We start from the raw sequence: 25,858 nt of genomic DNA on the forward strand, positions 1-25,858 counted from the left end.
AAAAATACGATTAATTATGATAATAAAAAGCGATAGCAAAATCTTAATTTATCTATATTTGCCTAACTAAATCGATATAGTAATGGAAGAATGCATCTCCGTTTTTGATATGCTAAAAATAGGTGTCGGACCATCAAGTTCCCATACTCTCGGACCATGGCGAGCCGCAGAACGTTTTCTCAACGAACTAAAAGCAGAAAACCTGTTAGACAAAACTACCAAAGTAAAAATTGATTTATACGGTTCGCTTTCCCTCACCGGAAAAGGACATGCTACAGATTATGCTGTGATGCTTGGACTGAGTGGTCAAGACCCAGAATACATTCCAGTAAAAAATATTGATAATATTGTACAAACCATAAAAAAAACACATCAAATCAAATTAGCTAACGAACTAATGATACCATTTGATGCTGAAACCGATATTGTTTTCAATAAAAACTTTTTGCCGTTTCATGCTAATGGGTTGACTTTTACAGCTTATTTGATGGATGTTACAGAATATACCTCTACCTTCTACTCTATCGGTGGCGGATTTGTAGTCAAAGAAGAAAGGGTGAATGCCAAAAAGAAACTAGTCATAAAATGCGCCTTTCCTTTTCTTGTTGAAAATGCCGCTGATTTGCTGCAATATGCTATAACTGAGAATAAATTAATCTCGGAGATTGTATATGCCAATGAAATCTCCATGCGTCCCGAAGCCGAGGTGCATAACGAACTAATTCGTATTTGGGAAACCATGCTCGAATGTATGTATATCGGTTGTCACTCCGAAGGTATTTTGCCTGGTGGTTTAAATGTAAGACGACGCGCTTTTGATATGCATCAAGGTTTGATTGGTTTAGCCAATTATACCAATCCACAAGAATGGTTAGAAACTATTCGAAAAACAGAAGTGAAGTTTAGACAAATTTTAAAATGGGTTTCCTGTTTTGCCTTAGCAGTAAACGAAGTTAATGCTGCATTGGGAAGAGTAGTCACTGCTCCGACTAATGGAAGTGCAGGTGTGATACCAGCCGTTCTAATGTATTATTTAGTAATTGAAAATCATCAAGCTGGAGAAAAAGAAATAAAACAATTCTTGATGGTAGCGGGTGAAATTGGAAGTATCTTTAAAAAAGGTTCTACCATATCGGCTGCTATGGGTGGCTGTCAGGCAGAAATTGGCGTTTCGTCTGCTATGGCTGCTGCTGCACTTTGTGAAGTTATGGGTGGCACACCAGAACAAGTTTTAATGGCTGCCGAAATCGCTATGGAACATCACTTAGGGCTAACCTGCGACCCGATTGGCGGTTTGGTTCAAATTCCGTGTATAGAACGAAATACTATGGGAGCTATCAAAGCCATTAACGCGGCAGAACTCGCCATGGAAACTGATGCTAAAAATGCCAAAGTACCATTGGATAAAGTAATTGATACGATGTGGCAAACGGCAAAAGACATGAACTCTAAATACAAAGAAACCTCCGAAGGCGGATTGGCTGTGGCGGTGAATATGGCGGATTGTTAATTTGTTGCTAAACCACCCAAAAGCTTCGTTTTAAATCTGATTTTAAAGTGAATAAAAAAAGTGCAAAGTCAGGTTCCGATAACTATCTGAATTGTGCAGCTTTTATAGAACTCTTTGTGGAGTTGGCATAATAATTTTTGAGAAAGAAAAATGTGAATTTTGCGCATTTTTCGGCATTTCTTGAAACGGCTATTATGCAACGTTTTTTTCTTTTCTGATACTATTAATTCTATTTACTTCGCTTTGTTTTTCAATCAATTCATTTTCTATATCATAGTCATCTTGAATACCCAACCAAAATTTTGCCGAGTTTCCGAAATATGCACTCAATCTTACAGCAGTATCAGCAGAAATTCTTCTGTTACCTTTAATTATTTCAGAAATCCTTGTTTGCGGAATATCTAAGTCTTTAGAAAGTCTGTATTGCGTAATTTGTAAAGGAATTAAAAATTCTTCTAATAAAATTTCTCCAGGTGTTATGTTTTTTAGCTTTTCCATTTTTCTATATTTTTAATGATAATCTATAATTCCAACTTCTAAAGCATTACCGTTATCCCATTTAAAAATAATTCTCCATTGGTTATTTATTCTTATACTGTTAAATTCTTTCAAATTGCCTTTTAGTTTTTCTAGTCTATTTGCTGGAGGAATCCTTAAATCGCTAACATCAATTGAGTTATTAATCATTCTCAATTTTCTTCTCGCCGTATCTTGAATTTCTCTAGGAAGTTTCTTTGACACAATTCCATTCCAAATTTTTTCAGTTTCTTTATCTTTAAATGAAACAATCATACTCTTTTCGATACTAACGTCAAAGATAAGTATTCATTTGATAAGTTTTCATATAAACAGGATTTTTTCGAAAATGTTGCATAACTTGTATATAGGTCTGAGACATTTACTTCGTCCGTTCGCTTTGCTTGGGTGCGCAGCTTTTATAGAACTCTTTGTAAAGCTGGGATAATAATTTTTGAGAAAGAAAAATGTGAATTTTGCGCATTTTTCGGCATTTCTTGAAACTGCTGTAAGCCGAAGTAGCTATAATTCGATTTGAATTTTCACTTTTCCTCCTAACCCTTTTTCCACTATATCATACAAAGTTTTGAGAGTCAAATTACTTCCGTTATTTTCTATTTTGGAAATATATTCTCTTTTCTTGTCCACTAAATTCCCAAGCTCAGTTTGAGTTAGGTGTTTTTCTTCACGAGCTTTTTTTAAGAGTAAACCAATTTTAAAACCTTGGAATTCTCTTTCAAGTTCGTCACGTCTTTCGGTTCCTATTTCACCGTAAACATTATTTTTAATTTCTTTCCAGCTTTTAGTTTCCATAGTTATTTAGATTTTTTTTCTGTGTAATATTTAGTCATTAATTTCAATGCTTTTTCCATTTCATTTTTCGGTGTCTTCTGCGTTTTCTTTTGAAACCCATTTAAAAGAATGACAAGTTTTCCGTGGTCAAAAAAGCAAAGAGACATTTGCGCAGCTTTTATAGAACTCTTTGTGGAGCAGGGCAAACATATCAAGGGGATTTATTTGAGGACAAGGATATTTAAACAAAAAAGCCCCAGTTAAGGGGCTTTTATTATTTTTAATGTGGAACGAAATGACCTCCCTCTTTCCAATCTCTATTTTCCTCATACCAATCCAACAATTCTCGCATAAATCCCCAAACTATAGCAGTTCCTGTGGCTTGCATAAAATTTACTTGTGGTTCATCATATTTATCATCTTCAAATTCTCTTATCACAATTCTGCGTTTATGGAGAGGTTTATGACCAGTAATTATGTATGCGTGAGACCTACCGATCTTAAAATATCCGTTTGGCTCAAGTACTTGTTTAGCTCTTATCTGTTCATCGATAAAGCTAATGTCTACTGTGGGATGTGACATTTAACAGGTTAATTCAAGTGTTTCAACAAATTTGTCACCTGTTTCCATAATTTGGTCAAATATTACATTCGAAGTGTTGAATGACATTATTACAGACCCTTTATCTTCTGATATAAATTCCCAACCTAATAACCTTAGTTCAGTTTCCAATCCGCTACCGAATTTTTCACTTGTTACACAAAAAAGATTTACACACTCTTTAATGGCTTCTTGGGCATCTAACTCATCTTTAGCAAAGGTCTTAATACCTAAAAAAGGAATGTTAACCGACATAAATTCATCCTCAACAATTTTATCCCATATAGGCATATCAATTGTTATAGAAGATAGCTTTCCATCAAGTCTATTAATTTCAATATTTGCTTCAGTAAATTTCACTTGGAGTAATTTTCATTGGTTTTTTTGATATTACAAATGTATAAACAAAACATTAAATTTAATTTTTTTAGTCTATTAAAATACAAATAATATCGATGAAATGTAATTTTGCTTATTTTTTGTAATATTTAGTTTAATATTAAATACAAAGTTATTAACAAACTATATTAATAAGTTATAAAATTCCGTTAAATTTTTACATAATTGTTGTTTTAAAAATTTATAACAAAACATATATTCGATATATAAACGTAAAAAGTTACAATTTATTATATTTGCTTACCCTGCAAAGTCCGGTTCCGATAGCCATCGGAATTGCGCAGCTTTTATAGAATTCTTTGTGGAGTTGTTTATTTTATTTCAAGTTTCTCCCAAATGCCCTCGTCCTTGAGTTGCTTAATTAAGTCCGAGAGTTTCTGTTTTTTATTGAGAGTAACATAGTTTGTTCGCTTATCGTCAGTTTTGAAGCATATATTTTTATCACAAAAAATACGTTTCAAAACTGAAGTCCTTTTATCAGTTTTTGAAGTCTTAATAAAATATTCAGTTGTTACAGTCCCAATTGTATCGGTTTCTTTTTCCCAGTTATAGTTTTTCTCAACCATCAAACTGTCATAGGTAAGAACTACAATATCATTCTTAATTTTATATTTCCCTTTGTAATACCAATCGTCCGATTCACAAACGTCTATGGTCAAAAAGTCATTGTCATTAAGAAATAAAAGACTACCAGAACAACAATCGCATTCTCCAAATGCTTCGCAAGTATTCTTGTCAAGTTCTGGTGCATAAAAATAAACTTGTCCAGATAAGTTTAGTGCTATATACTTTGCTAGGGTTATTTTTTTAACGGTTTTGTTTGTAGTTGGTTCATTGCAAGAATGAAGTGCTAATATAATAAAGAAAAATATTAATTTAATTAGGTTTTTCATTATGCTTCAATTTGTTGTTTCTAGGACGGTCGGACGCCATCCATTACGGCTAACGTTTCCTTGCTAGAGCCCCACTGCGCAATTCCGAAAGCTATCGGAATTGAGGAGTAGCGCAATGAGTTTTTTTTTAACTGTCGCTTCAAATATAATCAAAATCACCATGCAACTTTATTGCCAGCTAAAAAAACTAGTGGGTTTGTGATTGCTCTCGAACGTGGGTATAGTTTACAAATCCGCTATCGGAATATGGCGGATTGTTAGAATTCAAAAGACAAACTAGACGTTATAAAAAAGTTATTGTTAACAGGGATTTCATCTTTTGAGAATACTTTTTCTTGGCTGTTTAAATACCGTGCTTCGGTTCTCAATTTTACTTTAGAATTAAAAAGATAATCTATATTTAAAGACGTACCGAGTGTTTTAAATTCATCATTTATAGCAATAATAACAGCATCTTTATCCTGATAATACTCGGCTCGGAAAGCCGTTTGCCATTTGGGTGCCAACGTATATTGCATTATTAACACGGGACTCATCCAATATAATTTGTTGTTATTATTTGTTACATCAGTTTGCATTCCTGCATCAAAACCAATAATAGTTCGCCACTTGGAATTCCATTTATTGTCCCAATACAAATTACTAAAATAACGCATTCCCCATTGGTCATTATACCATTCTTTGCCCATAAAAGTGCTCCAATTAAACAATGAATTTGTAGATGGTTTATAGATAATCTGTGAACCAAAAGCAGGTCCAACATTCTTATCGGGTTTGTTGATGCGTTGCCATCCATTGGTTAGTAAACCAGAGAAAGTCCATTTTTCATTAGCAGTAAAAGTATACTTTATACCTGTCATAAAATAAGGAGAATTATCGGCTAATAACGAACGGGTTAAGGTTACATTTGAAGAATTGTTTGCGGTTTCAAATCCTATATAACTTGGTAAAATTCCCAACTCTATGGTTGACTTTTTTGCTTTATCGAGATACAAACCCACATAAGCTTCATTAATGATTTTAGTGGTTTCGTTAGCATAATTATCTTCTACATAGGTTCCAGCTTGTAGCGCCAATACTGCATAAGCATTATCATATTCTGCTTTAGCTCTTAGTAGCCCGATGTTTACATTAAACTCGTTATGCCGGTTATAATTGTACATAAACGGAAGTTTTTGTTCGGAATTTGGCGTATTGAAATCATAGCTGTAATAGGTTTCTAAAAATCCCGAAAAGGATAGTTTTAGGTCTTTATTTTCTTGAGCAAAAGCAGAAAATCCAATGCAAAAAATTATTATAAAACGCTTCATTACTTCCTTCTAGTATCTATGAGGTGTATTATTTTCCAAGTAGTTACCTCAAAATACAAGGTGAAAGCGTTAACACCTTTATGGCTTAACTTTCCATTGACATAAAATTCATAAGGTGTCCAAACGTGTGCCATCGATCCATCAACTTGGATGTTGTAGCTCAGTATTCTTTCTTCAAATTTAATATCGGCAGGAATGGAAGCGATAGATTTGTAAAACGCTGCTGGTTTCTCATCAGAAAGTTTATTCCCTTTGGTGTTTTCCGAAATTGATTGCAAAATCATGGTGCTACTGCAAGTCGATTTGATTTTGATGGTGTCTTTGGTATGAAACCCTTCGAAGAAAGTCTCAATAGTTTTTTGCACTTGCTCCTTTTGTGCATTGACAATTCCAACACATAATAAAACGACTACTAGCAGTATTTTTTTCATATTGCTAATATTTAGACCATTTGTAGAGTTCTTTCCATGTTGGTTTTTTGCCATACATTAAAATTCCAACTCGATAGATTTTGGCAGCAAACCAAACTACCCCAAAGAATGTAGCGAATAACAACACCATGGAAACGATGATTTGCCACAGCGGAACACCAAACGGAATTCGCATCATCATTACGATGGGTGAGGTCAATGGTATCATAGAGAAAACTGTTGCTACCGTTCCGTGAGGGTCATTCATTACGGTAAAAAACCCAATATAAACACCTAATATCAAAGGCATGATAATAGGTAACAAGAATTGTTGCGAGTCGGTTTCGTTATCCACTGCAGCACCAATAGAAGCATAAAACGAGCTGTATAAGAAATAACCACCAATAAAATAAATGACAAACGAAATGAGTATAGTAGCTATGGGCAAGTTCCAAAGTTCTTTAATGTAAAGTTGGATGGTTCCTCCCATTTCACTTTGTGCCGTTTGCATGGCTTGTCCTTGAATACCCGAAGTTGCACCCATTTGCACACCAAAAATGGAAGACAATACAAACATGGCGGTTAACCCGAGGATTGCCCAAATGAAAAACTGCAAAATTCCAGCCAATGACGTGCCAATTATTTTTCCCATCATCAATTGAAATGGTTTTACTGAGGAGATTATGACTTCAATAATTCGAGATACTTTTTCTTCGATAACGCTACGCATGACCATATTACCATAAATTACAATAAACATCATAATGAGGTAACCAAAAGCACCACCAATAGCGATTTTGATTTCGTTTAACCCTTTTAAAGCTGCTTCACCTGATGCTTTGGTGAGTTTGATGTCAACGGCAGCATTGGCATTTTTAATCGCTAACGTATCTAAACCCGATTTGATATAGTTTTCTTGCGTGAGCTTTTCGGCTACAATGTCTTCGATATCGTCAATAAACATGACACTCGGGCTGTCATTGGAAATATATTGAATACTTTTTTCGAGCGCTTTGTTATCGGTTACTTTTGGGATGACTAAAAGGCCTTCATAACTTTCGCTGACAATGCTATCTTTTAGAGTTTTGGTGTTAACCGATGATAAATCAACATATTTATATTCGTCATCACTTTTAAATTCTTGGGCAAACAAACCCGTTTCATCATGAATAGCAATGGTTTTTAAATCGGCTTTCATAGCACTTAAATAGCCCACAAAAACAGCAATACCTACAAACAATAACGGACTTAAAAAAGTCATTACAATAAATGATTTATTGCGCACTTTGGCGATAAATTCTCTTTTGATAATCAAACTTAATTTACTCATAATTTTTTTAAATTCCAATATTAGAAATTCCAAACCTGCCTGCCGGCAGGCAGGTTCCAATAGTTTTTTTTGTTATTTTACTTTGTTACTGTTTGTATAAATATATCATTCACACTCGGGATTTTTTCCACAAAATGGGTTACTTGACCTCTTTGTACTAAGGTGTTTAGTAATTCATTTGGTGTTACAGTACCAATATTGATTTTGAGTTTTAACTCATCGTGCAAGGATTTAAAATTGGTTTGTGCGATGGTAAATTTTTGAGACAAGTCAAACATTAATCCTTCAACATTATCCGTTACAATTCCCACCTCATAATCATTGGTTCTAAATTGTCTTTTTACATCGGATAGTTTTCCTTCGATAAGTTTATTCGATTTGTGAATTAACGCAATATGGTCACACATTTCTTCCACACTTTCCATTCGGTGCGTGGAGAAAATAACAGATGTTCCTTGTTTATTCAACTCGATAATTTCATCCTTAATCAAATTGGCATTCACAGGATCAAAACCCGAAAATGGTTCGTCCAAAATTAGCAACTTAGGTTTATGTAAAACCGTGACAATAAATTGTACTTTTTGAGCCATTCCTTTGGATAACTCATTAATTTTTTTGTTCCACCAACCTTCAATTTCTAATCGTTTAAACCAATAATCAAGTTCGTGCTTGGCTTCGGCTTTGGTCAAACCTTTAAGCTGTGCCAAATACAAACACTGCTCTCCTACTTTCATGGTTTTATACAAACCGCGTTCTTCGGGCATGTAGCCGATGCTGTGAACATGAGAAGGATTTAATTTTTCGCCATCCAAAATAATGTCACCACTATCGGGCATAGTAATTTGATTGATGATGCGAATAAGGGAAGTTTTGCCAGCGCCATTTGGACCTAGAAGTCCATAAATACTGCCTTTTGGAACGGTTAAAGAAACTTCGTTTAGCGCGGTGTAATCGCCATATTGCTTAACGACTTTGTTTACTTCAAGTATATTGCTCATAAATTAAATTTAAATGTCAAGTTCAAGTTCAATGTCAAGTTCAATGTCAAAATTCAAAGTCAAAATTCAAAGTCAAAATTCAATAGCCATGTAAATCTCATAATATTGTTATTGCTATTGTTATTGCTATTGTTATTGCTATTGCTTATTTTATTGTTATTGCTTTTTTTATTGTTATTGCTTTTTTTATTGCAATTGATATTGTTATTGTTATTGCTATTGTTATTGCTATTGCTTATTTTATTGTTATTGCTTTTTTTATTGCTTTTTTTATTGCAATTGATATTGCTATTGTTATTGCTATTGAATTCGGTAAAAGTACTGAATAAGTAACTAAAGGAAAATAAAAGTTACAAAAAACCCACCCTAATTTTTACACGAGGATGGGAAAAATTGCTATGAAAAAGAAATTACTTGTTTCCAAGTAATAGCCAAATGTAAAACTTATTTTTTAATTATGAAAACATATCTTTTACTTTTTCAAAAAAAGATTTGTCACCTTTTTCAGGATTTGGCATAAAGTTTTCGTCGGATAATGATTTCTCGAAGAATTGACGTTGTTCTTTAGATAATGTTTTTGGTGTCCAAACATTCACATGTACTAATAAATCACCGCTACCATAACTATTCAAGCTTGGAATTCCTTTTCCTTTCAGCCGAAGAATTTTACCTGATTGAATTCCTTCTTCCAGTTTAATTCTCACTTTACCATTGACCGCATCAATTTCTTTAGAAACTCCCAAAGCTGCTTCTGCAATACTTATGTACAAGTCATAGTGTAAATTTTCACCTTCACGTTTTAAAAACGCATGCTCTAGTTCTTCAATAGCTACGATTAAATCGCCTGCTATACTATTTCCTGGTGCATCATTTCCTTTTCCAGAAACTTTCAATTGCATTCCGTCAACTACTCCAGCCGGGATTTTAATAGAAACTGTTTCGTCTTCTAAAATCATTCCGTGTGCATCGGCATTGTTGGGTTTGCTTTCAATAGTTTGCCCAGTACCACCACAAACATTACAGGTTGTAGCCGATTGCATTCTGCCTAAAATAGTATTGGTTACTCGCAATACTTGTCCTTGACCATTACACGTTGAACAAGTTTTATATTTTACGCCAGCAGCTTGTACTTTGCGCTTTACTTTAACTTTTTTCTCAACACCATTGGCAATTTCTTCTAAAGTTAATTTCACTTTAATACGAAGATTGCTTCCTTTCACTCTACGTTGTCCTCCAGAATTCCCTCCGTAACCACTGAAACCACCACCTCCAAATGCACCACCAAAAATATCACCAAACTGACTGAAAATATCATCCATATTCATGTGATGCCCACCACCATATCCACTAGCAGCATCAAAAGCAGCATGACCATATTGATCATATTTTGCTTTTTTATCAGCATCGCTCAACACTTCATAAGCTTCGGCAGCTGTTTTGAATTTTTCTTCGGCTTCTTTATTCCCGGGATTTTTATCAGGGTGAAATTCAATCGCTTTCTTTCGGTATGCTTTTTTAATTTCTTCTGGAGAAGCGCTTTTGGATACGCCTAATATTTCGTAAAAATCTTTTTTGCTCATACTACTTTTTTATTGACCAATAACCACTTTAGGGAAACGAATAATTTTGTCTCCCAATTTATATCCTTTTTCAATTACATCAACAATTTTACCTTTTAAATCATCCGTTGGCGCTGGAATTTGTGTAATTGCTTCGGCAAAATCGGCATTAAAAACATCACCAGCTCTGATATCAAGTTGTTCTAAACCTTTAGCAACAAGAGTACTTTTTAATTTTTCGTAAATTAATACTACACCTTTCAACAATACCTCATCTTCTGACTTAGAAATTTGAACCATAGCTCTGTCAAAATCATCCAACACTGGCAACATGGCTTGCAATACTTCCTCATTGGCAGTTCTGAACAAATCAATACGCTCTTTGGCAGTTCTTTTTTTGAAATTTTCAAATTCAGCAAACAAGCGAAGAAACTTATCTTTTTCGATAGCTAAATTTTCTTCTAACTTGGCTTCAACACTTAATTCTTCTGCTGTTTCTATTTCATTAACAACACTTTCAACGTCGCTTTCGATGTGTTCCTTTTCCGTATTTTCAGTATTCATTTCTGTTTTATCTTTAAAAATATTTTTGATTTTCATATTCTTTATTTATTCCAAACTCTCGGAATGCAAAAGTACTGCCATTTCTTTAAAAATGTCATATTGTCATTATTTTTTGTTTAGTAAAAAAGGGGGATTGAAAATAGTATCTTAGAAAGTAATAATAATTTAACCAAATTTTAATAAAATTTTAAGACTATTACGTTTTCGTTTTGATTATGTTTGTATCAATAAAACATAACAACAATCATTTAGGTTAGCTTACAGCTGTAAATAATTATTAATTCAACAATCTTTATAGTCAAGAAAAGTGCTGTTAAACAACAGCACTTTTTTTTATGCATATAAATCATTGATTGCTTTGTCAATTTTAGGAAATTGAAATTGAAAACCAGAGTTTGTGATTTTTATTGAACTTAGATTTTTACTTGAGAATAGTAAATAGGACATTTCACCCAGTATTAGATTCATAACAAATTCTGGAATATTCGGAAGCCATAATGGTTTTTTCAATGTTTTGGCAATGACTTTTGTTAATTCTTGATTGCTAACTGGATGAGGAGAAACAGCATTAAAAATTCCTTCTAATTGTTTTTCTATTGCAAAATAATACATCGCAACTAAATCAGTGATATGTATCCAGGATTGAATTTGTTTTCCAGTTCCCATGGCTCCTCCAAATCCCAAATTTATTGGTTTCACCATTTCTGGTAAAGCACCACCTTTATTGGAAAGTACAATTCCGGTTCGGAGTTTGCAAACTTTTATTCCCAGTACTTGAAAAGTATCGACACTTTCCTCCCATTTTTTGACTACATTGGAAAGAAAACTATCTTCCGATTCTGTTGTAGTTTCATCATAAACTTGGGAAATACTTTCTGGATATATAGCGGTTCCTGACGCGGATACTATTTGTTTTACTTGGTTTGGAGATTTTTTTATCAGATTAAAAAGCAATTCGCTAGACAATGTTCGGCTTTCTATAATTTCTTGTTTGTATTTATTTGTCCATCGTTGCGCAATATTGGCTCCAGCCAAATGAATTATTGCATCTACTCCGTCAATACATCTTTCATCTATTTTACCTTCTTGTGGATTCCAATAAAAACCTTTGTGATTTGGTTCTTCCTTAATTTTGGCGTTTGAGGTAGTCAAATAATGAACGGAATGGTTTTTTGATAGTAATAATTTTACCAATTCACTTCCTATTAATCCTGTTGCACCTGTAATTAGAATTTTCATTTTGAATAATTTTTATCAAAGTTATAATCAAAGTGTCATAAATTAAACCCAATTATAAAGGGTTTAACTTTTGTTTATTACTTCAATTTTATACTCCATTCAAAGTTTAATTCAGAAACTTGTTCCCCTTTTTCATTAACACCAATCGATTTCATCCAAATGGTTTGTCCTTCACCAGTAGTTATGGTTTTAACAACGGCATCATCTATCAAATGTCCATCATTACAAGTAAAGGTAATTCTGCCAGTTGCTTTTTTTGAAAAATTACTAGTATTATTGGCAACCAACATGGAGATGTTCTTTCCGCTTTTTTTGATTTTCATAATTACCAAAGCGCCTGTTGTTAACTCAGCTGCCATAGCTTGTACGGCAAAATACATCGATTTAAAAGGGTTTTGATTTAACCAACGATGCTTTACCGTTACCACACATTGTTGCTCAGAAAGTGTTTTTACCCTAACACCACACCAAAATGCAGATGGTAATTTAAAAAATAAAAAACTATTAAATTTTGAAGGAGAAAATTCCATTAGAGCTTGATTTTGCAGTAAAAATACAAAAAAGTGAATTGGTTTTGTAACTTTATTAAACGTTAATATTTTGTTAAATTTAAGTACTTTGTATTGCACAGTATCTTTTTTTAACTTTATCTTTGTATAAGAAATTAATGGTCTATCAATAGTATTATTAATTTGAGTTTCAATCATCCAATTTAAAAATCAAATATAATGACAACATCTAACGAAAAAAACACGGCAACATTAATCCACTTGAGTGCATTGGCACAATATATAGTTCCGTTTGGAAATTATATTTTTCCAACCATGATTTGGAGTGCGAAGAAAAACGAATCAGAGTTTGTAGATTATAATGGTAAACAAGTTTTGAATTTTCAACTGAGTATCCTTATTTATACTATCGTACTGTGCGCAATTGCAATTCCCATTTTGCTTTATGCATTTTTCAAGAACCTTCCGCTAAACGCTAATTTTGAATCGGAGGATTTTATATATGAAAGAATTTTATTTGGTGAAAATAGCAGTTGGGCAATCATAGGAATTGTGGGGGTTTTAATAATTATTTTTATAAAAATAATCGAGTTTGTATTAATCATACACGCCGCTGTAAAAGCATCAAATGGAGATCGTTACAACTACCCGCTAAGCATATCGTTTTTTAAATAATCAATAAAGTAAATCATCAATAATCAATTTAAATCAATCAAAAAATGAAACAGTTAATCTTAATCACATCGCTTTTAGTTGTAATGACAACTAAATTATTAGAACAAGAGAATGCTATTGAAATCAAAAATTCTCAAAAACCTACTTCTGAAGTACAAAAAGAAAATCATCAGTTCGAAATTGTAGCCAATGAAAATGTAGATGTCAATCTGAAATTTAATCTAAAATTAGAGGACAAGGTAAAAGTTCTTGTTACCAATCAACAAGACCAAGTAGTTTTTTCAAAAGTATACCGCAAAAAAGGCAATAACAAAATTGCTTTTAGCATGGAAGAAAATGAAAAATATACCATATTGCTCCACGGAAATAAACAGTCAAATATGATTGTTAGTGTTTCTGAAAATTAAAAATCTTTCAATCATTAACCATGAAACGTATCAGTAACTAAAAAAATAAATTAGGTATTATGAATATTGAAAACACAAAAGCCCAGATGCGTAAAGGTGTTTTAGAATTTTGTATCTTGTCTGTCCTTAAAGAGAAAGACGCCTACACTTCTGAAATATTAGACACTTTAAAAAACGCTAAATTACTTGTCGTAGAAGGAACAGTTTATCCACTATTAACAAGACTGAAAAATGACGGTTTACTCAACTATCGTTGGGAAGAATCAACATCGGGACCACCCAGAAAATATTATGGTTTAACCGAATTAGGCAAAACATTTTTAACTGAATTAAACAGTACTTGGACAGAACTTTCTGATGCTGTAAACATTATAACTAATCAAAAATAATAATCATGAACAAAACAGTAAATATTAATATAGGTGGTTTATTCTTTCACATAGATGAAGATGCATACCAAAAATTAACTCGCTATTTTGAGGCGATAAAACGTTCTCTTTCCAATTCCTCTGGACAAGAAGAAATCATGAAAGATATAGAAATGCGTGTAGCTGAATTGCTAACAGAAAAACAAAAAAGCGACAAGCATGTAATCAATACTAAAGATGTTGACGAAGTAATTGTGGTTATGGGCCAACCTGAAGATTATCGTATAGATGAAGACTCAGACGACAAACCTAAAGAACCATTTTATCCTTATACAAAATCTAGAAAACTGTATCGCGATAAAGACCGTGGAACTATTGCCGGTGTTTGTACTGGTTTAAGTCACTATTTTGGGATTGATGCCGTATGGGTAAAAATCTTATTCTTGATTTTGGCATTTACAAGTTTTGGTATCATTGCCTATTTTGTACTTTGGATAGCCATGCCAAAAGCCGTAACAACCTCTGAAAAGTTGGAAATGACTGGAGAACCTGTAACGATTTCTAACATTGAAAAAAAAGTAAGAGAAGAATTTGATAGCGTTTCAAACAAACTAAAAAACGTCAACTATGACAAAATGGGAAACGAAGTAAAGAATGGTGCTGAAAGAGTTGCTGGTGGAATTGGTGATGTTTTAATAAGTATTTTCAAAGTATTTGCAAAAATTTTAGGCACAATTATCATAATTTTCTCCTCGTTGTTATTACTTGTAATTTGTATTACTTCCATTATTTTAATTTTTTCTTCATCAATGCCTAACAATTTTATTCTGAACCACATCGATACACCAATTGGATTAGAAACACCTATCTGGGTTCAAGGAATATTGTTTCTTTTAGCAGCTGGAATTCCAATGTTTTTCTTCATAATATTGGGTTTAAAACTATTAGTAACCAATTTGAAATCGATTGGAAATATAGCTAAATACAGTTTATTGGCCATTTGGATCATTGCGGTTGGTATCTTAATTTCATTAGGAATAAATGAAGCTATACAAATTGCCTTTGATGGTAAAGAAGTTAAAAAAGAGGTAATCAACATTGCTCCTACAGATACCTTGAAAATCAAATTTAAAAACAACGATTTTTATTCAAAAGACAAGTATGACAAAATCGATTTCAGACTAACTCTAGACGAGAATAACAAAGAAATCATCTATTCTAATAATGTTACAATAGAGATTATGCCAACTGAGGAAACTTTGCCTTATATCCAAATCGAAAGATTAACAGTTGGTAAATCGGCAAAAGATGCCAGAAATCGTGCAGAAAAAATTAGATACAGCTATAAAATTGAAGGAAATCAATTAATTTTGGATAATTACTTATTGACAGATGCTGAGAACAAATTTAGAGGCCAAAGAGTAGCACTGTTCTTGTATTTACCAAAAGGAACTTTGTTTAAAGCCGATGAAAATGTGCAAGACTACGACAGTACAGATAATGATTTTTTCAATTTACATTTTAGTTCAAAAGACTATATTTATAAAGTAGAAAATTCAGAAGTTAAATGCTTGAATTGCCCAGCTGATGAAAATGAATATAAAGATTTGGAAGACAGTACGACCGAAATTATAACAAATGAAAACGATAGCACTGATGTGGTAACCGTAAAAGTAAATGGTAAAACAGTCATTGAAACCAAATCAGAAAAAAAAGGAAGTTTAGAAGTTAACAAAGACGGAATAATCATTAAAACTGAAAAACCATGATAAAATACACTATAATTAGCACCAAAATTTTTGTAGCCGTTTTTGCTTCATTATTATTTAGCGCTTGCAACGCTAACATAAACTTAGGTGATGGTATAGATGGTAATGGGAATGTTACTACACAAACCCGTAACGTTGAGAATAATTTTTCAAAAATTGATGTCAGTCGTGGATTAAATGTAACAATAGAACAAGCTACTACTTATTTCGTAGAAGTTGAAGCCGATGAAAATTTGCAATCACACATAATTACTAAGGTCGAAAACGGAACACTATTTATCACTTCTGATGAAAATATTGATGAAGCCAAAGCTAAAAACATTAGAGTAAAACTCCCCAAACTAACGACTGTAGAAACTGCAAGTGGTTCATCTGTAAGTTCAAATGGAATACTAAAAGGAACTGAAATTTCGATAGAAACTACTAGTGGAAGTGAAACAAAACTCACTTTAGAATTTGACACTATCAGTTGCGAGGCAAGCAGTGGAAGTTCACTTAGTATAAATGGAAAAGCATTGCTCCTAAAAACTGACTCATCTAGCGGAAGTACTATCGAAGCCAATGAATTATTAGTAAATGATGTTGTTTCAGAGTCAACAAGTGGAAGTTCAACGAATGTTCATCCATTAGTTAGCTTAAAAGCAAAAGCATCTAGCGGAAGTTCTATAGAATATAATTCTACCCCTAAAACAGTCACAAAAGAAGAAAGCTCAGGCGGAAGCGTTTCAAAAGAATAAGTTAATAAAGCATCTCAATGAAAATTGGGATGTTTTTTTTTATATTTTTGACACTCGAGTCCTGTTCAGAAGACGAGACGTACTGTACAAAGTAAAAACTATAAGTGCCGATATTTATGAAAAAAATCATTATACTTATTTTCCTTTTATTATCTGCGATGACCTTTAGTCAACAAAAAGAAAAAGTAAAAGGTTCCAAAATTGTTAAACTAGAACAAAAACAAGTCGAAAACTTCGAAAGCATTGAAATAGATGATAACCTAGAAGTTTTTTTGGTTAAAGGAAAAGAATGCGGTCTTGAAATAGAAGCCGATGACAATTTAATCGAATTTGTTGAATACAAACTTACTGGTAAAAATCTCAGAATTTCAACATCAAAAGACCTTTCAAGCTATAAGAAATTGAGTGTTCGTATAACTTACACTGATACATTTAACTTGGTAATTACCAAAGACGAAACCAATGTGACGGCTTTATCGGATATAGTTTTGAATACTATCACCTTTAAATGTTATGATTATTCCAAATTGTTTTTGAATGCAAAAACAAAAGATTTTACCTTGATGGCTAATGATAAATCCAAAGTAGAATTAAACCTAAATTCAGATAAAACTACTATTGATGTAAGTAAAAATGCTTATGTAAAAGGATTAATTTCATCAATTGACATGCGATTTGATATGTACCAAAAATCATCTGCCGAAGTGGAGGGTGATATTATAAATTTAAAACTTCGATTAGATAATAATACCGAATTTATAGGTAAAAAGTTAATAGCTAAAAATGCATTACTTGAAACCAATGGTTATTCAAAAAATTCTATAACTATCAGCAACATTGCAACCATAGACGCATCTGGAAATAGCGAAATAGAATTGTATGGTGAACCTACCAAAATTGAAATAAATCGCTTCACAGAAAGTGCTTCACTCTTAAAAAAACCAACTCCAAAATAAAAAAATCCCATCTAATCCAATGAAAAAGACAGGATTTTTTCTTTGCTTTAAACGAATATTCTACTCCAAAGAAGCCAAATACCTTTCTGCATCAAGTGCGGCCATACAACCCGTTCCAGCTGCAGTTATCGCTTGACGATATACATGATCGGCAGCATCACCAGAAACAAAAACCCCTTGTACGTTTGTTTTTGAAGTGCCCGGAATATTAACAATATAACCAGTTTCATCCAAAGTTATATAGTCAGCAAAAATATCTGTATTCGGTTTATGACCAATAGCGACAAAGAAACCAGTAGCTGGAATATCAAAAATAGTTCCAGTAGTTTTGTTTTTGGCTTTAACAGCAGTCACGACTTGTCCATCGCCAAGAACCTCAACCGTGTCGTGATTCATTAAAATAGTTATATTTTCTGTTTTGCGGACACGAGCTTCCATAATTTTTGAAGCTCTAAATTTATCACTTCGAACAAGCATGGTTACTTTTTTGCATAATTTTGATAAATAATGTGCTTCTTCACATGCAGAATCTCCTGCACCAACAATTACCACTTCTTGATTTCTGTAAAAAAAGCCATCACAAACCGCACAAGCAGATACACCACCACCGGTTTGTAAATAATGTTGTTCTGAGGGTATTCCTAAATATTTGGCCGTTGCACCTGTAGAAATTATTACAGTTTCAGCATGAATTTCTTTGGAGTCATTAATCCAAACTTTATGAATGCTACCAGAAAAATCAACTTTAGTAACCCAACCATCACGAACATCAGTCCCAAAACGTTGCGCTTGCGCTTGTATACCAACCATCATTTCTGGGCCAGTTATTCCTTCAGGATTTCCAGGCCAATTTTCCACTTCATTGGTTGTTGTAAGTTGTCCACCAGGTTGCGTTCCTTGATATAAAACAGGGTTCATATTAGCTCTAGCCGCATAAATTGCTGCAGTATATCCTGCAGGACCAGAACCTATAATTAAGCATTTTACTTTTTCAATTGTATCTGACATATTTTGTTTTTTAATTTTGGTTGCAAAGGTAAACTTTTAAGTGAAATATATATTTGGATTGTAATTAGTAAATGTAATATTTGAATAAAAAATAGTATAAAATTTCATGAAATGAAAAAAGACTATCAACGGATAGTCTTTTTGTCGGGGTGGCAGGATTCGAACCTGCGGCCTCCTGCTCCCAAAGCAGGCGCGATAACCGGGCTACGCTACACCCCGAAAACAAGAGTGCAAATATAGAATTATTAATTAGCAATCAAAAGCTTTTTACTTTTTTTCACAGTCATGTAATATTTCAACAATCACCCATCTCTTTTTTCTTAATTCTATTTTCTTTTCTCTTCAAACTTCCGATATAATTGCTATTTTTGTTATAAATTTAACAATCACTGTAACTATGTTAATTATAGGTATTGCTGGTGGTACAGGTAGCGGTAAAACTACTGTTGTTCATCAAATCATGAATGAATTACCCGAAACAGAAGTAGGTGTTTTGTCTCAAGACGCTTACTACAAAGAAAATGATAATTTAAGTTTTGAAGAAAGAGCATTAGTTAATTTTGACCATCCTCGAGCCATTGATTTTGAACTTTTGGTTCAGCATCTCAAAGATTTAAAAGAAGGAAAAATAATAGAACAACCCGTTTATTCTTTTATAACCCACAATCGAACCGATGACACTATCATAACGCATCCAAGAAAAGTGATGATTGTGGAAGGAATTTTGATTTTGACTAATCCCGAATTACGTGATTTATTTGACATAAAAGTTTTTGTTCATGCCGATTCTGATGAGCGATTAATTAGGAGATTAAAAAGAGATATTGCCGAGCGTGGTCGCGATATGGAAGAAGTTTTAAACCGTTACCAAACGACATTAAAACCAATGCACCAACAATTCATTGAACCTACCAAAGCTTTTGCCGATATTATTATCCCTAATGACAAATACAATACCGTAGCCATTGATGTAGTTAGGGCGGTTATCAATCAAAGAATTACTTAAAATAGAATTTATGAGTTTTTTAAAAAATCTAACAGACACCTATCCTATTTTGAAAATTCTTGGAAATAGATATGTCATTGTGTTAGCTTTTTTTATCGTTTGGATGCTTTTTTTAGACAATACTTCTTATATGGAACAACGCATTTTAAACAAGCAGTTAAATGAACTTGAAGATAACAAAAAGTATTATCAAAATGAGATTAAAAAAGATGATGAAAATATCAAACTTCTCAAAAATCCTGACCAGATAGAAAAATATGCTCGCGAGAAATATTATATGAAACGCGACAGTGAAGATATTTACATCATTGAATTTGAAGATGACTCTTTAAACGAAGAACAATCAAAATCAAAATCTTTATAAATAAAAACCATGGCAGAGCATTTATTTGAAGAATTCAATCCTGTGTCTTCCAAACAATGGAAACAACTCATTCAATACGAACTTAAAGGTGCTGATTATAACGATACTTTGGTTTGGGAAAGTCCTGAAGGCATTAAAGTAAAACCATTTTATCATAATGATGAAGATATAGTAAAATTTGACATCAACACTACAAAAAATAGTTTTTCCATTCTGCAAAACATCTACGTACACGATGTTGCCTTATCCAACAAAAGAGCTTTCGATACATTAAATCGCGGTGCCGATAGTATTCGATTTACAATAGAAAAGGATACTGTTTCTATTGAAGATTTAATGGATAAACTTCCTTTAAAAAATACACAGTATTTTTTTTATTTGCCATTCCTTTCCATTGATTTCGTCAATAAAATCAATGCGTTTGTTACCAAAAATCATGCTAAATGTCACATTCAAATTGATCCTATTGGACAATTAGCTAAAGATGGAAATTGGTTTGATAACTTAGATAAAGATTTTGAAAAACTGAATACAATTAGCAACAAAATTTCTATTCCTTTTTTAACTATAAATAGCGGAATTTACCAAAACGCAGGTGCCAATATGGTCCAACAATTAGCGTATACTTTGGCCCATGTAAACGAATACTTCAATAGAATTCAAAATATAAATCAAGCTATTACTATTGAAGTTTCTGTTGGAACCAATTACTTTTTTGAAATTGCCAAACTTCGAGCTCTACGTTTATTGTTCAAAACTTTGGCAAAAGAATATAATCATAACTTAGATTGTCACATTATTTTAACTCCAACAAAACGAAACAAAACATTATACGATTACAACGTAAATATGTTGCGAACCACAACCGAATGCATGTCGGCAATTTTGGGCGGAGCCAATAGTATTGCCAATCTTCCTTATGATTCTTTGTACCACAAGGACAATGAATTTGGTGATCGAATCGCTAGAAATCAATTGTTGATTTTAAAACACGAAAGCTATTTTGACAAAGTCAATAATCCAGCTGATGGTGCTTATTATATTGAAAACCTAACTGAGCAATTGGCCGAAAAAGCATTACTATTATTTAAAGAAATTGAAGCTAATGGTGGTTTCATCACTCAATTAATCGAAGGCAACATTCAAAAGAAAATCAGTGAAAGTGCCACCAAAGAACAGGAACTGTTTGACAGTGGAAAAGAAAATTTATTAGGAACCAACAAATATCCAAACAAAAACGATAGCATGAAAAACGATTTGGAATTGTACCCTTTTGTCAAACAAAATCCTCGCAAAACGTTAATTACACCGATTATAGAAAAGCGATTGGCTGAGAAATTAGAACAAGAGCGATTAGCATCAGAATAATTCATAACTTTATCAAAAAGAAACTATGGAAGCGATAAGACAAACTGTTAAAGTTAAAAACCATACCATTAATATTATTTTACCTGAAGATTTTAATGCCGATTTAGTGGATGTAATTATATTGCCATCTCAAAATAATGAGTATTCAATTCCACAATGGCAAATTAATGAAGTTAGAGAAAGAACTCTTGAATTTTTCAAAAACCCATCTATAGCTTTAGATTTTGATGATGTTATGAAAGATTTAGAAAATGATTTATAAGTTAAAAATATTTCCAAAAGCTAAATCTGATTTAAGTGAAATTTCATCTTGGTATGAAGATATTCAAAAGGGATTAGGCAAGAGATTTTTAAAAAATGTAAGCTTAGAAATGAAAGTTGTAAAAAGCAATCCGATTTCATTTCAGATAAGATATGATACGACAAGAGTTGTTTTAATTAAAAAATTTCCTTATTTAATTCATTATGAAATTATTGACAATGAAATTTTAATAAAAGCAGTAATTCACACGTCAAGAGATACTAAAAACTGGAAAAATAAAACCGATTATTAAATTGAGAAAAAACATCCAACATTTAAAGCTAGAAGTCGGAAGTCAGAAGTCAGAAGTTTCTGGAAATGACCATTTTTTAACCGCTGAAAATATTGAGATCAAATCCAACTATTCAAAAGAAGATATAGTTGGGTTGGAACATATCGGTTTCGGTGCTGGCTTTGCCCCTAACCTACGCGGTCCTTATGCCACGATGTATGTTCGTCGTCCTTGGACCATCCGTCAATATGCGGGATTTTCTACTGCCGAAGAAAGTAACGCATTTTATAGAAGAAATTTAGGAGCTGGACAAAAAGGATTGTCTGTAGCATTCGATTTAGCTACACATAGAGGTTACGACTCTGATCACGAACGTGTTTTTGGCGATGTAGGAAAAGCGGGGGTTGCTATCGATTCCGTAGAGGACATGAAAATTCTTTTCGACCAAATTCCATTGGGCGAAATGTCGGTTTCCATGACCATGAATGGTGCGGTTTTACCCATTATGGCTTTTTATATTGTAGCTGCCGAAGAACAAGGTGTTGCTCCAGAATTACTTTCGGGAACGATACAAAACGATATTTTGAAGGAGTTTATGGTGCGCAATACCTATATCTATCCACCAACGCCTTCCATGAAAATCATTGCTGATATTTTTAAATACACCAGCAAAAAAATGCCAAAATTCAACTCAATTTCTATCTCGGGATATCACATGCAAGAAGCGGGAGCCACTGCCGATATTGAATTGGCTTACACCCTAGCCGATGGTTTAGAATACATTCGAACTGGCTTATCAACAGGAATGAAAATCGATGAATTCGCACCTCGCCTATCTTTTTTCTGGGCAATTGGGATGAATCATTTTATGGAAATTGCCAAAATGCGAGCAGGTAGAATGTTGTGGGCAAAATTATTAAAACAGTTCAATCCAAAAGATGAAAAATCCCTAGTGCTTCGAACCCATTGCCAAACTTCGGGTTGGAGTTTAACCGAACAAGATCCCTTTAATAATGTGGCTCGAACTACAATTGAAGCAGCAGCAGCGGTATTTGGAGGAACTCAATCGTTACACACCAACGCGTTAGACGAAGCAATTGCTTTACCAACCGATTTCTCAGCTCGAATTGCCCGAAATACTCAAATATTTTTACAGGAAGAAACTAAAATTTGCAAAACTGTTGATCCTTGGGCTGGCAGTTATTATGTAGAAAGTTTGACAAACGAAATTGCGCAAAACGCTTGGAAATTAATTGAAGAAGTAGAAGAACTAGGTGGCATGACGAAAGCCATAGAAGCCGGAATTCCAAAATTACGTATCGAAGAAGCAGCAGCAAGAAAACAAGCTCGAATTGACAGTGGTAAAGATATTATTGTAGGCGTCAACAAATACCGCTTGGACAAAGAAGATCCATTACAAATTTTAGATGTTGATAACGATATGGTGCGCAAGCAACAAATTGAGCGTTTAACCCAAATAAAAGCCACTCGAAACAACACAAAAGTTGCCGAATGTTTGACAAAATTAACTGCTTCTGCAAAGAAGTCAACGGAAAACACTACAGATTCTAATAGTCATCTGAATGACAATTTATTATCTTTGGCTGTAGAAGCAGCACGAAATAGAGCCACATTGGGTGAAATTAGTGATGCTTTGGAAGTAGTTTTCGGAAGATATAAAGCACAAATTAAAAGTTTTAGCGGCGTGTATAGTAAAGAAATCAAGAATGATGAGAGTTTTGAAAAGGCAAAACAATTAGCCGACGCTTTTGCTAAGAAAGATGGTCGTCGTCCTAGAATTATGATTGCCAAAATGGGACAGGACGGACATGATCGGGGTGCTAAAGTAGTTGCAACCGGTTATGCCGACGTAGGTTTTGATGTAGACATTGGACCATTATTTCAAACTCCAGCAGAAGCTGCCAAACAAGCTGTAGAAAATGATGTGCACATTCTTGGCGTTTCCTCATTGGCAGCCGGACATAAAAAATTAGTTCCACAAGTCATTGAAGAATTAAAAAAATTCGGACGCGAAGATATGATGGTGATTGTTGGCGGCGTAATTCCTGCCCAAGATTACCAGTTCCTTTTTGATGCTGGTGCTGTTGCTGTATTTGGTCCTGGAACAAAAATTAGTGAAGCAGCTATAACTATTTTGGAAGTGCTATTAGCAGAATAAAAATATTAAAAATTAGTTTAAACAAAAACAAATTTTATTATCTTTAACATTTGTAAAACTTTGTAAGTAATCTAAAATTAGTATTAATCTATCTCTATTATTATGAAAAACAAAATTTTTAAAAGGATGATTTTATGTTCATTAACTATTCTTTTTATTGCCTGTCAACCCAAAAAAGAAGAACCAATTGGAATAGATAAAGAACAAATTAAAAACGAAATACAAGCCATCGAAAACAAGATGGCAGAAATGTTTAATGATCGAAATGTAAATGCGTCTCATTACTATGATGTAAATGCCGTAAGTTTTTCTCAAAACAAACCACCAATTGTTGGAAGATTTGATATCGAGAAATCTATTAAAGAAGACCTAGCTGGTTTTCCAAAAGGATACCAAATTGCGTTTGTAGTAAATGAAATTTTTCCTTCCTCTGATGGAATACAAGTGGTGGAAATAGGTAACTATAGAGTTTCAGACTCAACAAGCACAGCTTTGTATACTGGAAATTATATTGCTGTTTTTGAAAAAATAGATGGTAAATATCTTTGCGTTAGAGATATGTCTGCATCAGATAGAAGATTAGAAAGTAAGGAAGAAGCAGAAAAAGAAAAAAAATAATTTAAAAAGCAAATATTCTTTTTACTAAAAAAAGCATCTCTAAAATGAGGTGCTTTTTTTGTTCCAAATTAATAAAAATAGTACTTTTAAAACCAATTACAATATATGTCTAAACTTCCACATATTGGCACAAGCATTTTTACCGTAATGTCGCAAATGGCTTCAGAACATAATGCTATCAATCTTTCGCAAGGTTTTCCCAATTTTCCAGTTGACGAAAGATTGACCTCAATTCTTACTGGTTTAGCCAAAGAAAATATTCATCAATACACTCCCATGAGTGGTTTGCCTTCACTTTTGGAAAAAATAACCAATCTGACAAATCAATCTTATCAGAGAATTATTTCACCGAAAGAAGAAATTCTAATTACTGCTGGTGCTACCGAAGGAATTTTTGCCACCATTCAAGCTTTGGTAAAAACAAACGACGAAGTAATTATCCTTGACCCCTGTTACGACTGCTATGAAGCCCCTATTTTATTAAGTAATGCCAAACCTATTCGGATTTCACTTAGTGATGATTTTACGCCCAATTGGGAAAAAATAGCTAATGCTACCAATAAAAATACCAAACTCATTATTATCAACAATCCGCATAATCCAACTGGAAAAACATGGACAGAGAATGATTTTTTACAACTAGAAAAATTAGTGGATGCCTACCCTAACCTACACGTACTTTCGGATGAAGTATATGAATACATCACTTTTGAACAAAAACATATTTCGGTGCATCATCGTCCTAAACTTTGGGAGAAAAGCATTATCATTGGCTCTTTCGGAAAATCATTTCATATTACGGGTTGGAAAGTCGGCTATGTTATTGCTCCCGAAAACTTAATGATAGAAATTAAAAAAGTACATCAGTTCTTGGTTTTTAGCGTTAGCAGTATTGCTCAACATGCCATCAATGAATATATCAATTTGGTCGATGTGAATGCCATTGGAAAGTTTTACCAACAAAAAAGAGATTTCTTCCAAAACCTACTTAAAGACACTAAATTGAAACTTATGCCTTGCGAAGGCACCTATTTTCAAGTGGCTTCTTATGCTTCAATTTCAAATGAAAATGATATAGATTTCACCAAACGATTGGTTACCGAATTTGGTGTGGCAACTATCCCTATTTCAACTTTTTATGCCAATAATAAAGACAATAAATACATACGATTTTGCTTTGCCAAAGACGATAAAACCTTGATACAAGCCGCAGAACGATTGCGAAAATTATAATTAAAAT

General features: G+C 33.2%; 30 protein-coding genes, 1 tRNA gene and 1 pseudogene. 15 read left to right on the plus strand and 17 right to left on the minus strand.

Features of this window, described 5'->3' with window-relative positions:
- Positions 1 to 82: 82 nt before the first annotated feature.
- Positions 83 to 1,510, plus strand: a complete 1,428-nt coding sequence (locus ACK5ON_RS05130) for an L-serine ammonia-lyase (RefSeq protein ID WP_409820509.1) — start codon at positions 83 to 85, stop codon at positions 1,508 to 1,510.
- A gap of 192 nt (positions 1,511 to 1,702) precedes the next feature.
- Here ACK5ON_RS05130 and ACK5ON_RS05135 read toward each other — a convergent pair whose 3' ends face one another.
- From ACK5ON_RS05135 to ACK5ON_RS05205, 15 genes and pseudogenes are all read right to left on the minus strand, one after another.
- Complete coding sequence (locus ACK5ON_RS05135; protein ID WP_396176112.1) at positions 1,703 to 2,008, minus strand: HigA family addiction module antitoxin; 306 nt, start codon at positions 2,006 to 2,008, stop codon at positions 1,703 to 1,705.
- A 12-nt stretch (positions 2,009 to 2,020) separates the two neighbouring features.
- Complete coding sequence (locus tag ACK5ON_RS05140) at positions 2,021 to 2,302, minus strand: type II toxin-antitoxin system RelE/ParE family toxin (RefSeq protein WP_409820512.1); 282 nt, start codon at positions 2,300 to 2,302, stop codon at positions 2,021 to 2,023.
- A gap of 246 nt (positions 2,303 to 2,548) precedes the next feature.
- On the minus strand, positions 2,549 to 2,839 hold the full coding sequence (locus tag ACK5ON_RS05145) for a helix-turn-helix domain-containing protein (protein ID WP_409820515.1): 291 nt from the start codon (positions 2,837 to 2,839) through the stop codon (positions 2,549 to 2,551).
- A gap of 2 nt (positions 2,840 to 2,841) precedes the next feature.
- Positions 2,842 to 2,976 (minus strand): annotated as a pseudogene (locus ACK5ON_RS05150) (type II toxin-antitoxin system RelE/ParE family toxin); the annotation flags it as partial.
- Between the two features lie 122 nt (positions 2,977 to 3,098).
- Positions 3,099 to 3,257, minus strand: coding sequence for a hypothetical protein (locus ACK5ON_RS05155; RefSeq protein WP_409820517.1), 159 nt, complete (start codon positions 3,255 to 3,257; stop codon positions 3,099 to 3,101).
- Positions 3,258 to 3,401: 144 nt separating this feature from the next.
- Positions 3,402 to 3,779, minus strand: a complete 378-nt coding sequence (locus tag ACK5ON_RS05160; RefSeq protein ID WP_409820520.1) for a hypothetical protein — start codon at positions 3,777 to 3,779, stop codon at positions 3,402 to 3,404.
- A 350-nt stretch (positions 3,780 to 4,129) separates the two neighbouring features.
- A complete protein-coding gene (locus ACK5ON_RS05165) occupies positions 4,130 to 4,711 on the minus strand; it encodes a hypothetical protein (protein WP_409820522.1) in 582 nt (193 codons plus the stop codon).
- 257 nt (positions 4,712 to 4,968) lie between these two features.
- Positions 4,969 to 6,021, minus strand: coding sequence for an outer membrane beta-barrel protein (locus tag ACK5ON_RS05170; RefSeq protein WP_409820525.1), 1,053 nt, complete (start codon positions 6,019 to 6,021; stop codon positions 4,969 to 4,971).
- On the minus strand, positions 6,021 to 6,452 hold the full coding sequence (locus ACK5ON_RS05175; protein ID WP_409820528.1) for a nuclear transport factor 2 family protein: 432 nt from the start codon (positions 6,450 to 6,452) through the stop codon (positions 6,021 to 6,023). The genes ACK5ON_RS05170 and ACK5ON_RS05175 overlap by 1 nt, the downstream gene beginning before the upstream one ends.
- 4 nt (positions 6,453 to 6,456) lie before the next feature.
- Positions 6,457 to 7,761, minus strand: coding sequence for an ABC transporter permease (locus tag ACK5ON_RS05180; RefSeq protein WP_409820531.1), 1,305 nt, complete (start codon positions 7,759 to 7,761; stop codon positions 6,457 to 6,459).
- Positions 7,762 to 7,838: 77 nt separating this feature from the next.
- Positions 7,839 to 8,759, minus strand: a complete 921-nt coding sequence (locus ACK5ON_RS05185) for an ABC transporter ATP-binding protein (protein WP_409820534.1) — start codon at positions 8,757 to 8,759, stop codon at positions 7,839 to 7,841.
- Between the two features lie 455 nt (positions 8,760 to 9,214).
- On the minus strand, positions 9,215 to 10,339 hold the full coding sequence (gene dnaJ, locus ACK5ON_RS05190; protein WP_409820536.1) for a molecular chaperone DnaJ: 1,125 nt from the start codon (positions 10,337 to 10,339) through the stop codon (positions 9,215 to 9,217).
- 9 nt (positions 10,340 to 10,348) lie between these two features.
- Positions 10,349 to 10,918 (minus strand): nucleotide exchange factor GrpE, encoded by a 570-nt coding sequence (locus ACK5ON_RS05195; protein ID WP_409820539.1) that lies wholly within the window; start codon positions 10,916 to 10,918, stop codon positions 10,349 to 10,351.
- 297 nt (positions 10,919 to 11,215) lie between these two features.
- Positions 11,216 to 12,121, minus strand: a complete 906-nt coding sequence (locus ACK5ON_RS05200) for a TIGR01777 family oxidoreductase (RefSeq protein ID WP_409820541.1) — start codon at positions 12,119 to 12,121, stop codon at positions 11,216 to 11,218.
- A gap of 77 nt (positions 12,122 to 12,198) precedes the next feature.
- The gene (locus ACK5ON_RS05205) at positions 12,199 to 12,651 is read right to left on the minus strand and encodes a DUF4442 domain-containing protein (RefSeq protein ID WP_409820543.1); all 453 of its coding nucleotides are present in this window, start codon (positions 12,649 to 12,651) and stop codon (positions 12,199 to 12,201) included.
- Between the two features lie 198 nt (positions 12,652 to 12,849).
- Between ACK5ON_RS05205 and ACK5ON_RS05210 the strand changes: the two genes are divergently transcribed.
- From ACK5ON_RS05210 to ACK5ON_RS05235, 6 genes are all read left to right on the plus strand, one after another.
- On the plus strand, positions 12,850 to 13,305 hold the full coding sequence (locus ACK5ON_RS05210) for a DUF4870 domain-containing protein (protein WP_409820545.1): 456 nt from the start codon (positions 12,850 to 12,852) through the stop codon (positions 13,303 to 13,305).
- A gap of 44 nt (positions 13,306 to 13,349) precedes the next feature.
- The gene (locus ACK5ON_RS05215; RefSeq protein ID WP_396175490.1) at positions 13,350 to 13,712 is read left to right on the plus strand and encodes a hypothetical protein; all 363 of its coding nucleotides are present in this window, start codon (positions 13,350 to 13,352) and stop codon (positions 13,710 to 13,712) included.
- Positions 13,713 to 13,771: 59 nt separating this feature from the next.
- The gene (locus ACK5ON_RS05220) at positions 13,772 to 14,101 is read left to right on the plus strand and encodes a PadR family transcriptional regulator (RefSeq protein ID WP_396175488.1); all 330 of its coding nucleotides are present in this window, start codon (positions 13,772 to 13,774) and stop codon (positions 14,099 to 14,101) included.
- A 5-nt stretch (positions 14,102 to 14,106) separates the two neighbouring features.
- The gene (locus ACK5ON_RS05225) at positions 14,107 to 15,849 is read left to right on the plus strand and encodes a PspC domain-containing protein (protein WP_409820547.1); all 1,743 of its coding nucleotides are present in this window, start codon (positions 14,107 to 14,109) and stop codon (positions 15,847 to 15,849) included.
- Positions 15,846 to 16,586: a head GIN domain-containing protein gene (locus tag ACK5ON_RS05230; protein ID WP_409820549.1), complete on the plus strand. Its 741-nt coding sequence runs from the start codon at positions 15,846 to 15,848 to the stop codon at positions 16,584 to 16,586. Before ACK5ON_RS05225 ends, ACK5ON_RS05230 begins: the two co-directional genes overlap by 4 nt.
- A 116-nt stretch (positions 16,587 to 16,702) precedes the next feature.
- The gene (locus ACK5ON_RS05235) at positions 16,703 to 17,542 is read left to right on the plus strand and encodes a GIN domain-containing protein (protein WP_409820551.1); all 840 of its coding nucleotides are present in this window, start codon (positions 16,703 to 16,705) and stop codon (positions 17,540 to 17,542) included.
- A 60-nt stretch (positions 17,543 to 17,602) separates the two neighbouring features.
- On the opposite strand, the gene trxB is transcribed toward ACK5ON_RS05235, so the two are convergent.
- Together trxB and ACK5ON_RS05245 are read right to left on the minus strand one after the other, a co-directional pair.
- Positions 17,603 to 18,550, minus strand: a complete 948-nt coding sequence (gene trxB, locus ACK5ON_RS05240) for a thioredoxin-disulfide reductase (protein ID WP_396175480.1) — start codon at positions 18,548 to 18,550, stop codon at positions 17,603 to 17,605.
- A gap of 144 nt (positions 18,551 to 18,694) precedes the next feature.
- Positions 18,695 to 18,769: transfer RNA gene (locus ACK5ON_RS05245), tRNA-Pro, on the minus strand.
- Between the two features lie 178 nt (positions 18,770 to 18,947).
- Between ACK5ON_RS05245 and udk the strand changes: the two genes are divergently transcribed.
- The 8 genes from udk (at position 18,948) to ACK5ON_RS05285 (ending at position 25,851) form a co-directional block, all read left to right on the plus strand.
- Positions 18,948 to 19,556, plus strand: a complete 609-nt coding sequence (gene udk, locus ACK5ON_RS05250) for a uridine kinase (RefSeq protein WP_409820554.1) — start codon at positions 18,948 to 18,950, stop codon at positions 19,554 to 19,556.
- A 10-nt stretch (positions 19,557 to 19,566) separates the two neighbouring features.
- Complete coding sequence (locus ACK5ON_RS05255; RefSeq protein WP_409820555.1) at positions 19,567 to 19,920, plus strand: FtsB family cell division protein; 354 nt, start codon at positions 19,567 to 19,569, stop codon at positions 19,918 to 19,920.
- 9 nt (positions 19,921 to 19,929) lie between these two features.
- Complete coding sequence (locus ACK5ON_RS05260) at positions 19,930 to 21,288, plus strand: methylmalonyl-CoA mutase subunit beta (RefSeq protein ID WP_409820558.1); 1,359 nt, start codon at positions 19,930 to 19,932, stop codon at positions 21,286 to 21,288.
- 25 nt (positions 21,289 to 21,313) lie between these two features.
- The gene (locus tag ACK5ON_RS05265; RefSeq protein WP_409820560.1) at positions 21,314 to 21,550 is read left to right on the plus strand and encodes a hypothetical protein; all 237 of its coding nucleotides are present in this window, start codon (positions 21,314 to 21,316) and stop codon (positions 21,548 to 21,550) included.
- A complete protein-coding gene (locus ACK5ON_RS05270; protein WP_409820563.1) occupies positions 21,540 to 21,842 on the plus strand; it encodes a type II toxin-antitoxin system RelE/ParE family toxin in 303 nt (100 codons plus the stop codon). The genes ACK5ON_RS05265 and ACK5ON_RS05270 overlap by 11 nt, the downstream gene beginning before the upstream one ends.
- A gap of 1 nt (position 21,843) precedes the next feature.
- Complete coding sequence (gene scpA / locus ACK5ON_RS05275) at positions 21,844 to 24,000, plus strand: methylmalonyl-CoA mutase (RefSeq protein WP_409820565.1); 2,157 nt, start codon at positions 21,844 to 21,846, stop codon at positions 23,998 to 24,000.
- A gap of 102 nt (positions 24,001 to 24,102) precedes the next feature.
- Positions 24,103 to 24,618 (plus strand): nuclear transport factor 2 family protein, encoded by a 516-nt coding sequence (locus tag ACK5ON_RS05280; protein WP_396175794.1) that lies wholly within the window; start codon positions 24,103 to 24,105, stop codon positions 24,616 to 24,618.
- Between the two features lie 105 nt (positions 24,619 to 24,723).
- Complete coding sequence (locus ACK5ON_RS05285; RefSeq protein WP_409820568.1) at positions 24,724 to 25,851, plus strand: methionine aminotransferase; 1,128 nt, start codon at positions 24,724 to 24,726, stop codon at positions 25,849 to 25,851.
- Positions 25,852 to 25,858 lie beyond the last annotated feature (7 nt).

This window comes from Flavobacterium sp. (genome assembly GCF_046317795.1).
Taxonomy (GTDB): domain Bacteria; phylum Bacteroidota; class Bacteroidia; order Flavobacteriales; family Flavobacteriaceae; genus Flavobacterium.

What these genes read in the sequence shown, in the direction of transcription:
- ACK5ON_RS05255 (WP_409820555.1), top strand. Translation starts at nt 19,567, where the DNA reads ATGAGTTTTTTAAAAAATCTAACAGACACCTATCCTATTTTGAAAATT.
- ACK5ON_RS05165 (WP_409820522.1), bottom strand. Translation starts at nt 4,711, where the DNA reads ATGAAAAACCTAATTAAATTAATATTTTTCTTTATTATATTAGCACTT.
- ACK5ON_RS05130 (WP_409820509.1), top strand. Translation starts at nt 83, where the DNA reads ATGGAAGAATGCATCTCCGTTTTTGATATGCTAAAAATAGGTGTCGGA.
- ACK5ON_RS05185 (WP_409820534.1), bottom strand. Translation starts at nt 8,759, where the DNA reads ATGAGCAATATACTTGAAGTAAACAAAGTCGTTAAGCAATATGGCGAT.
- ACK5ON_RS05215 (WP_396175490.1), top strand. Translation starts at nt 13,350, where the DNA reads ATGAAACAGTTAATCTTAATCACATCGCTTTTAGTTGTAATGACAACT.
- trxB (WP_396175480.1), bottom strand. Translation starts at nt 18,550, where the DNA reads ATGTCAGATACAATTGAAAAAGTAAAATGCTTAATTATAGGTTCTGGT.
- ACK5ON_RS05220 (WP_396175488.1), top strand. Translation starts at nt 13,772, where the DNA reads ATGAATATTGAAAACACAAAAGCCCAGATGCGTAAAGGTGTTTTAGAA.
- ACK5ON_RS05175 (WP_409820528.1), bottom strand. Translation starts at nt 6,452, where the DNA reads ATGAAAAAAATACTGCTAGTAGTCGTTTTATTATGTGTTGGAATTGTC.
- ACK5ON_RS05145 (WP_409820515.1), bottom strand. Translation starts at nt 2,839, where the DNA reads ATGGAAACTAAAAGCTGGAAAGAAATTAAAAATAATGTTTACGGTGAA.
- ACK5ON_RS05285 (WP_409820568.1), top strand. Translation starts at nt 24,724, where the DNA reads ATGTCTAAACTTCCACATATTGGCACAAGCATTTTTACCGTAATGTCG.
- ACK5ON_RS05205 (WP_409820543.1), bottom strand. Translation starts at nt 12,651, where the DNA reads ATGGAATTTTCTCCTTCAAAATTTAATAGTTTTTTATTTTTTAAATTA.
- ACK5ON_RS05235 (WP_409820551.1), top strand. Translation starts at nt 16,703, where the DNA reads ATGAAAAAAATCATTATACTTATTTTCCTTTTATTATCTGCGATGACC.
- ACK5ON_RS05200 (WP_409820541.1), bottom strand. Translation starts at nt 12,121, where the DNA reads ATGAAAATTCTAATTACAGGTGCAACAGGATTAATAGGAAGTGAATTG.
- ACK5ON_RS05170 (WP_409820525.1), bottom strand. Translation starts at nt 6,021, where the DNA reads ATGAAGCGTTTTATAATAATTTTTTGCATTGGATTTTCTGCTTTTGCT.
- ACK5ON_RS05210 (WP_409820545.1), top strand. Translation starts at nt 12,850, where the DNA reads ATGACAACATCTAACGAAAAAAACACGGCAACATTAATCCACTTGAGT.
- ACK5ON_RS05225 (WP_409820547.1), top strand. Translation starts at nt 14,107, where the DNA reads ATGAACAAAACAGTAAATATTAATATAGGTGGTTTATTCTTTCACATA.
- ACK5ON_RS05135 (WP_396176112.1), bottom strand. Translation starts at nt 2,008, where the DNA reads ATGGAAAAGCTAAAAAACATAACACCTGGAGAAATTTTATTAGAAGAA.
- dnaJ (WP_409820536.1), bottom strand. Translation starts at nt 10,339, where the DNA reads ATGAGCAAAAAAGATTTTTACGAAATATTAGGCGTATCCAAAAGCGCT.
- udk (WP_409820554.1), top strand. Translation starts at nt 18,948, where the DNA reads ATGTTAATTATAGGTATTGCTGGTGGTACAGGTAGCGGTAAAACTACT.
- ACK5ON_RS05180 (WP_409820531.1), bottom strand. Translation starts at nt 7,761, where the DNA reads ATGAGTAAATTAAGTTTGATTATCAAAAGAGAATTTATCGCCAAAGTG.
- ACK5ON_RS05270 (WP_409820563.1), top strand. Translation starts at nt 21,540, where the DNA reads ATGATTTATAAGTTAAAAATATTTCCAAAAGCTAAATCTGATTTAAGT.
- ACK5ON_RS05265 (WP_409820560.1), top strand. Translation starts at nt 21,314, where the DNA reads ATGGAAGCGATAAGACAAACTGTTAAAGTTAAAAACCATACCATTAAT.
- ACK5ON_RS05230 (WP_409820549.1), top strand. Translation starts at nt 15,846, where the DNA reads ATGATAAAATACACTATAATTAGCACCAAAATTTTTGTAGCCGTTTTT.
- ACK5ON_RS05195 (WP_409820539.1), bottom strand. Translation starts at nt 10,918, where the DNA reads ATGAAAATCAAAAATATTTTTAAAGATAAAACAGAAATGAATACTGAA.
- ACK5ON_RS05260 (WP_409820558.1), top strand. Translation starts at nt 19,930, where the DNA reads ATGGCAGAGCATTTATTTGAAGAATTCAATCCTGTGTCTTCCAAACAA.
- ACK5ON_RS05140 (WP_409820512.1), bottom strand. Translation starts at nt 2,302, where the DNA reads ATGATTGTTTCATTTAAAGATAAAGAAACTGAAAAAATTTGGAATGGA.
- ACK5ON_RS05280 (WP_396175794.1), top strand. Translation starts at nt 24,103, where the DNA reads ATGAAAAACAAAATTTTTAAAAGGATGATTTTATGTTCATTAACTATT.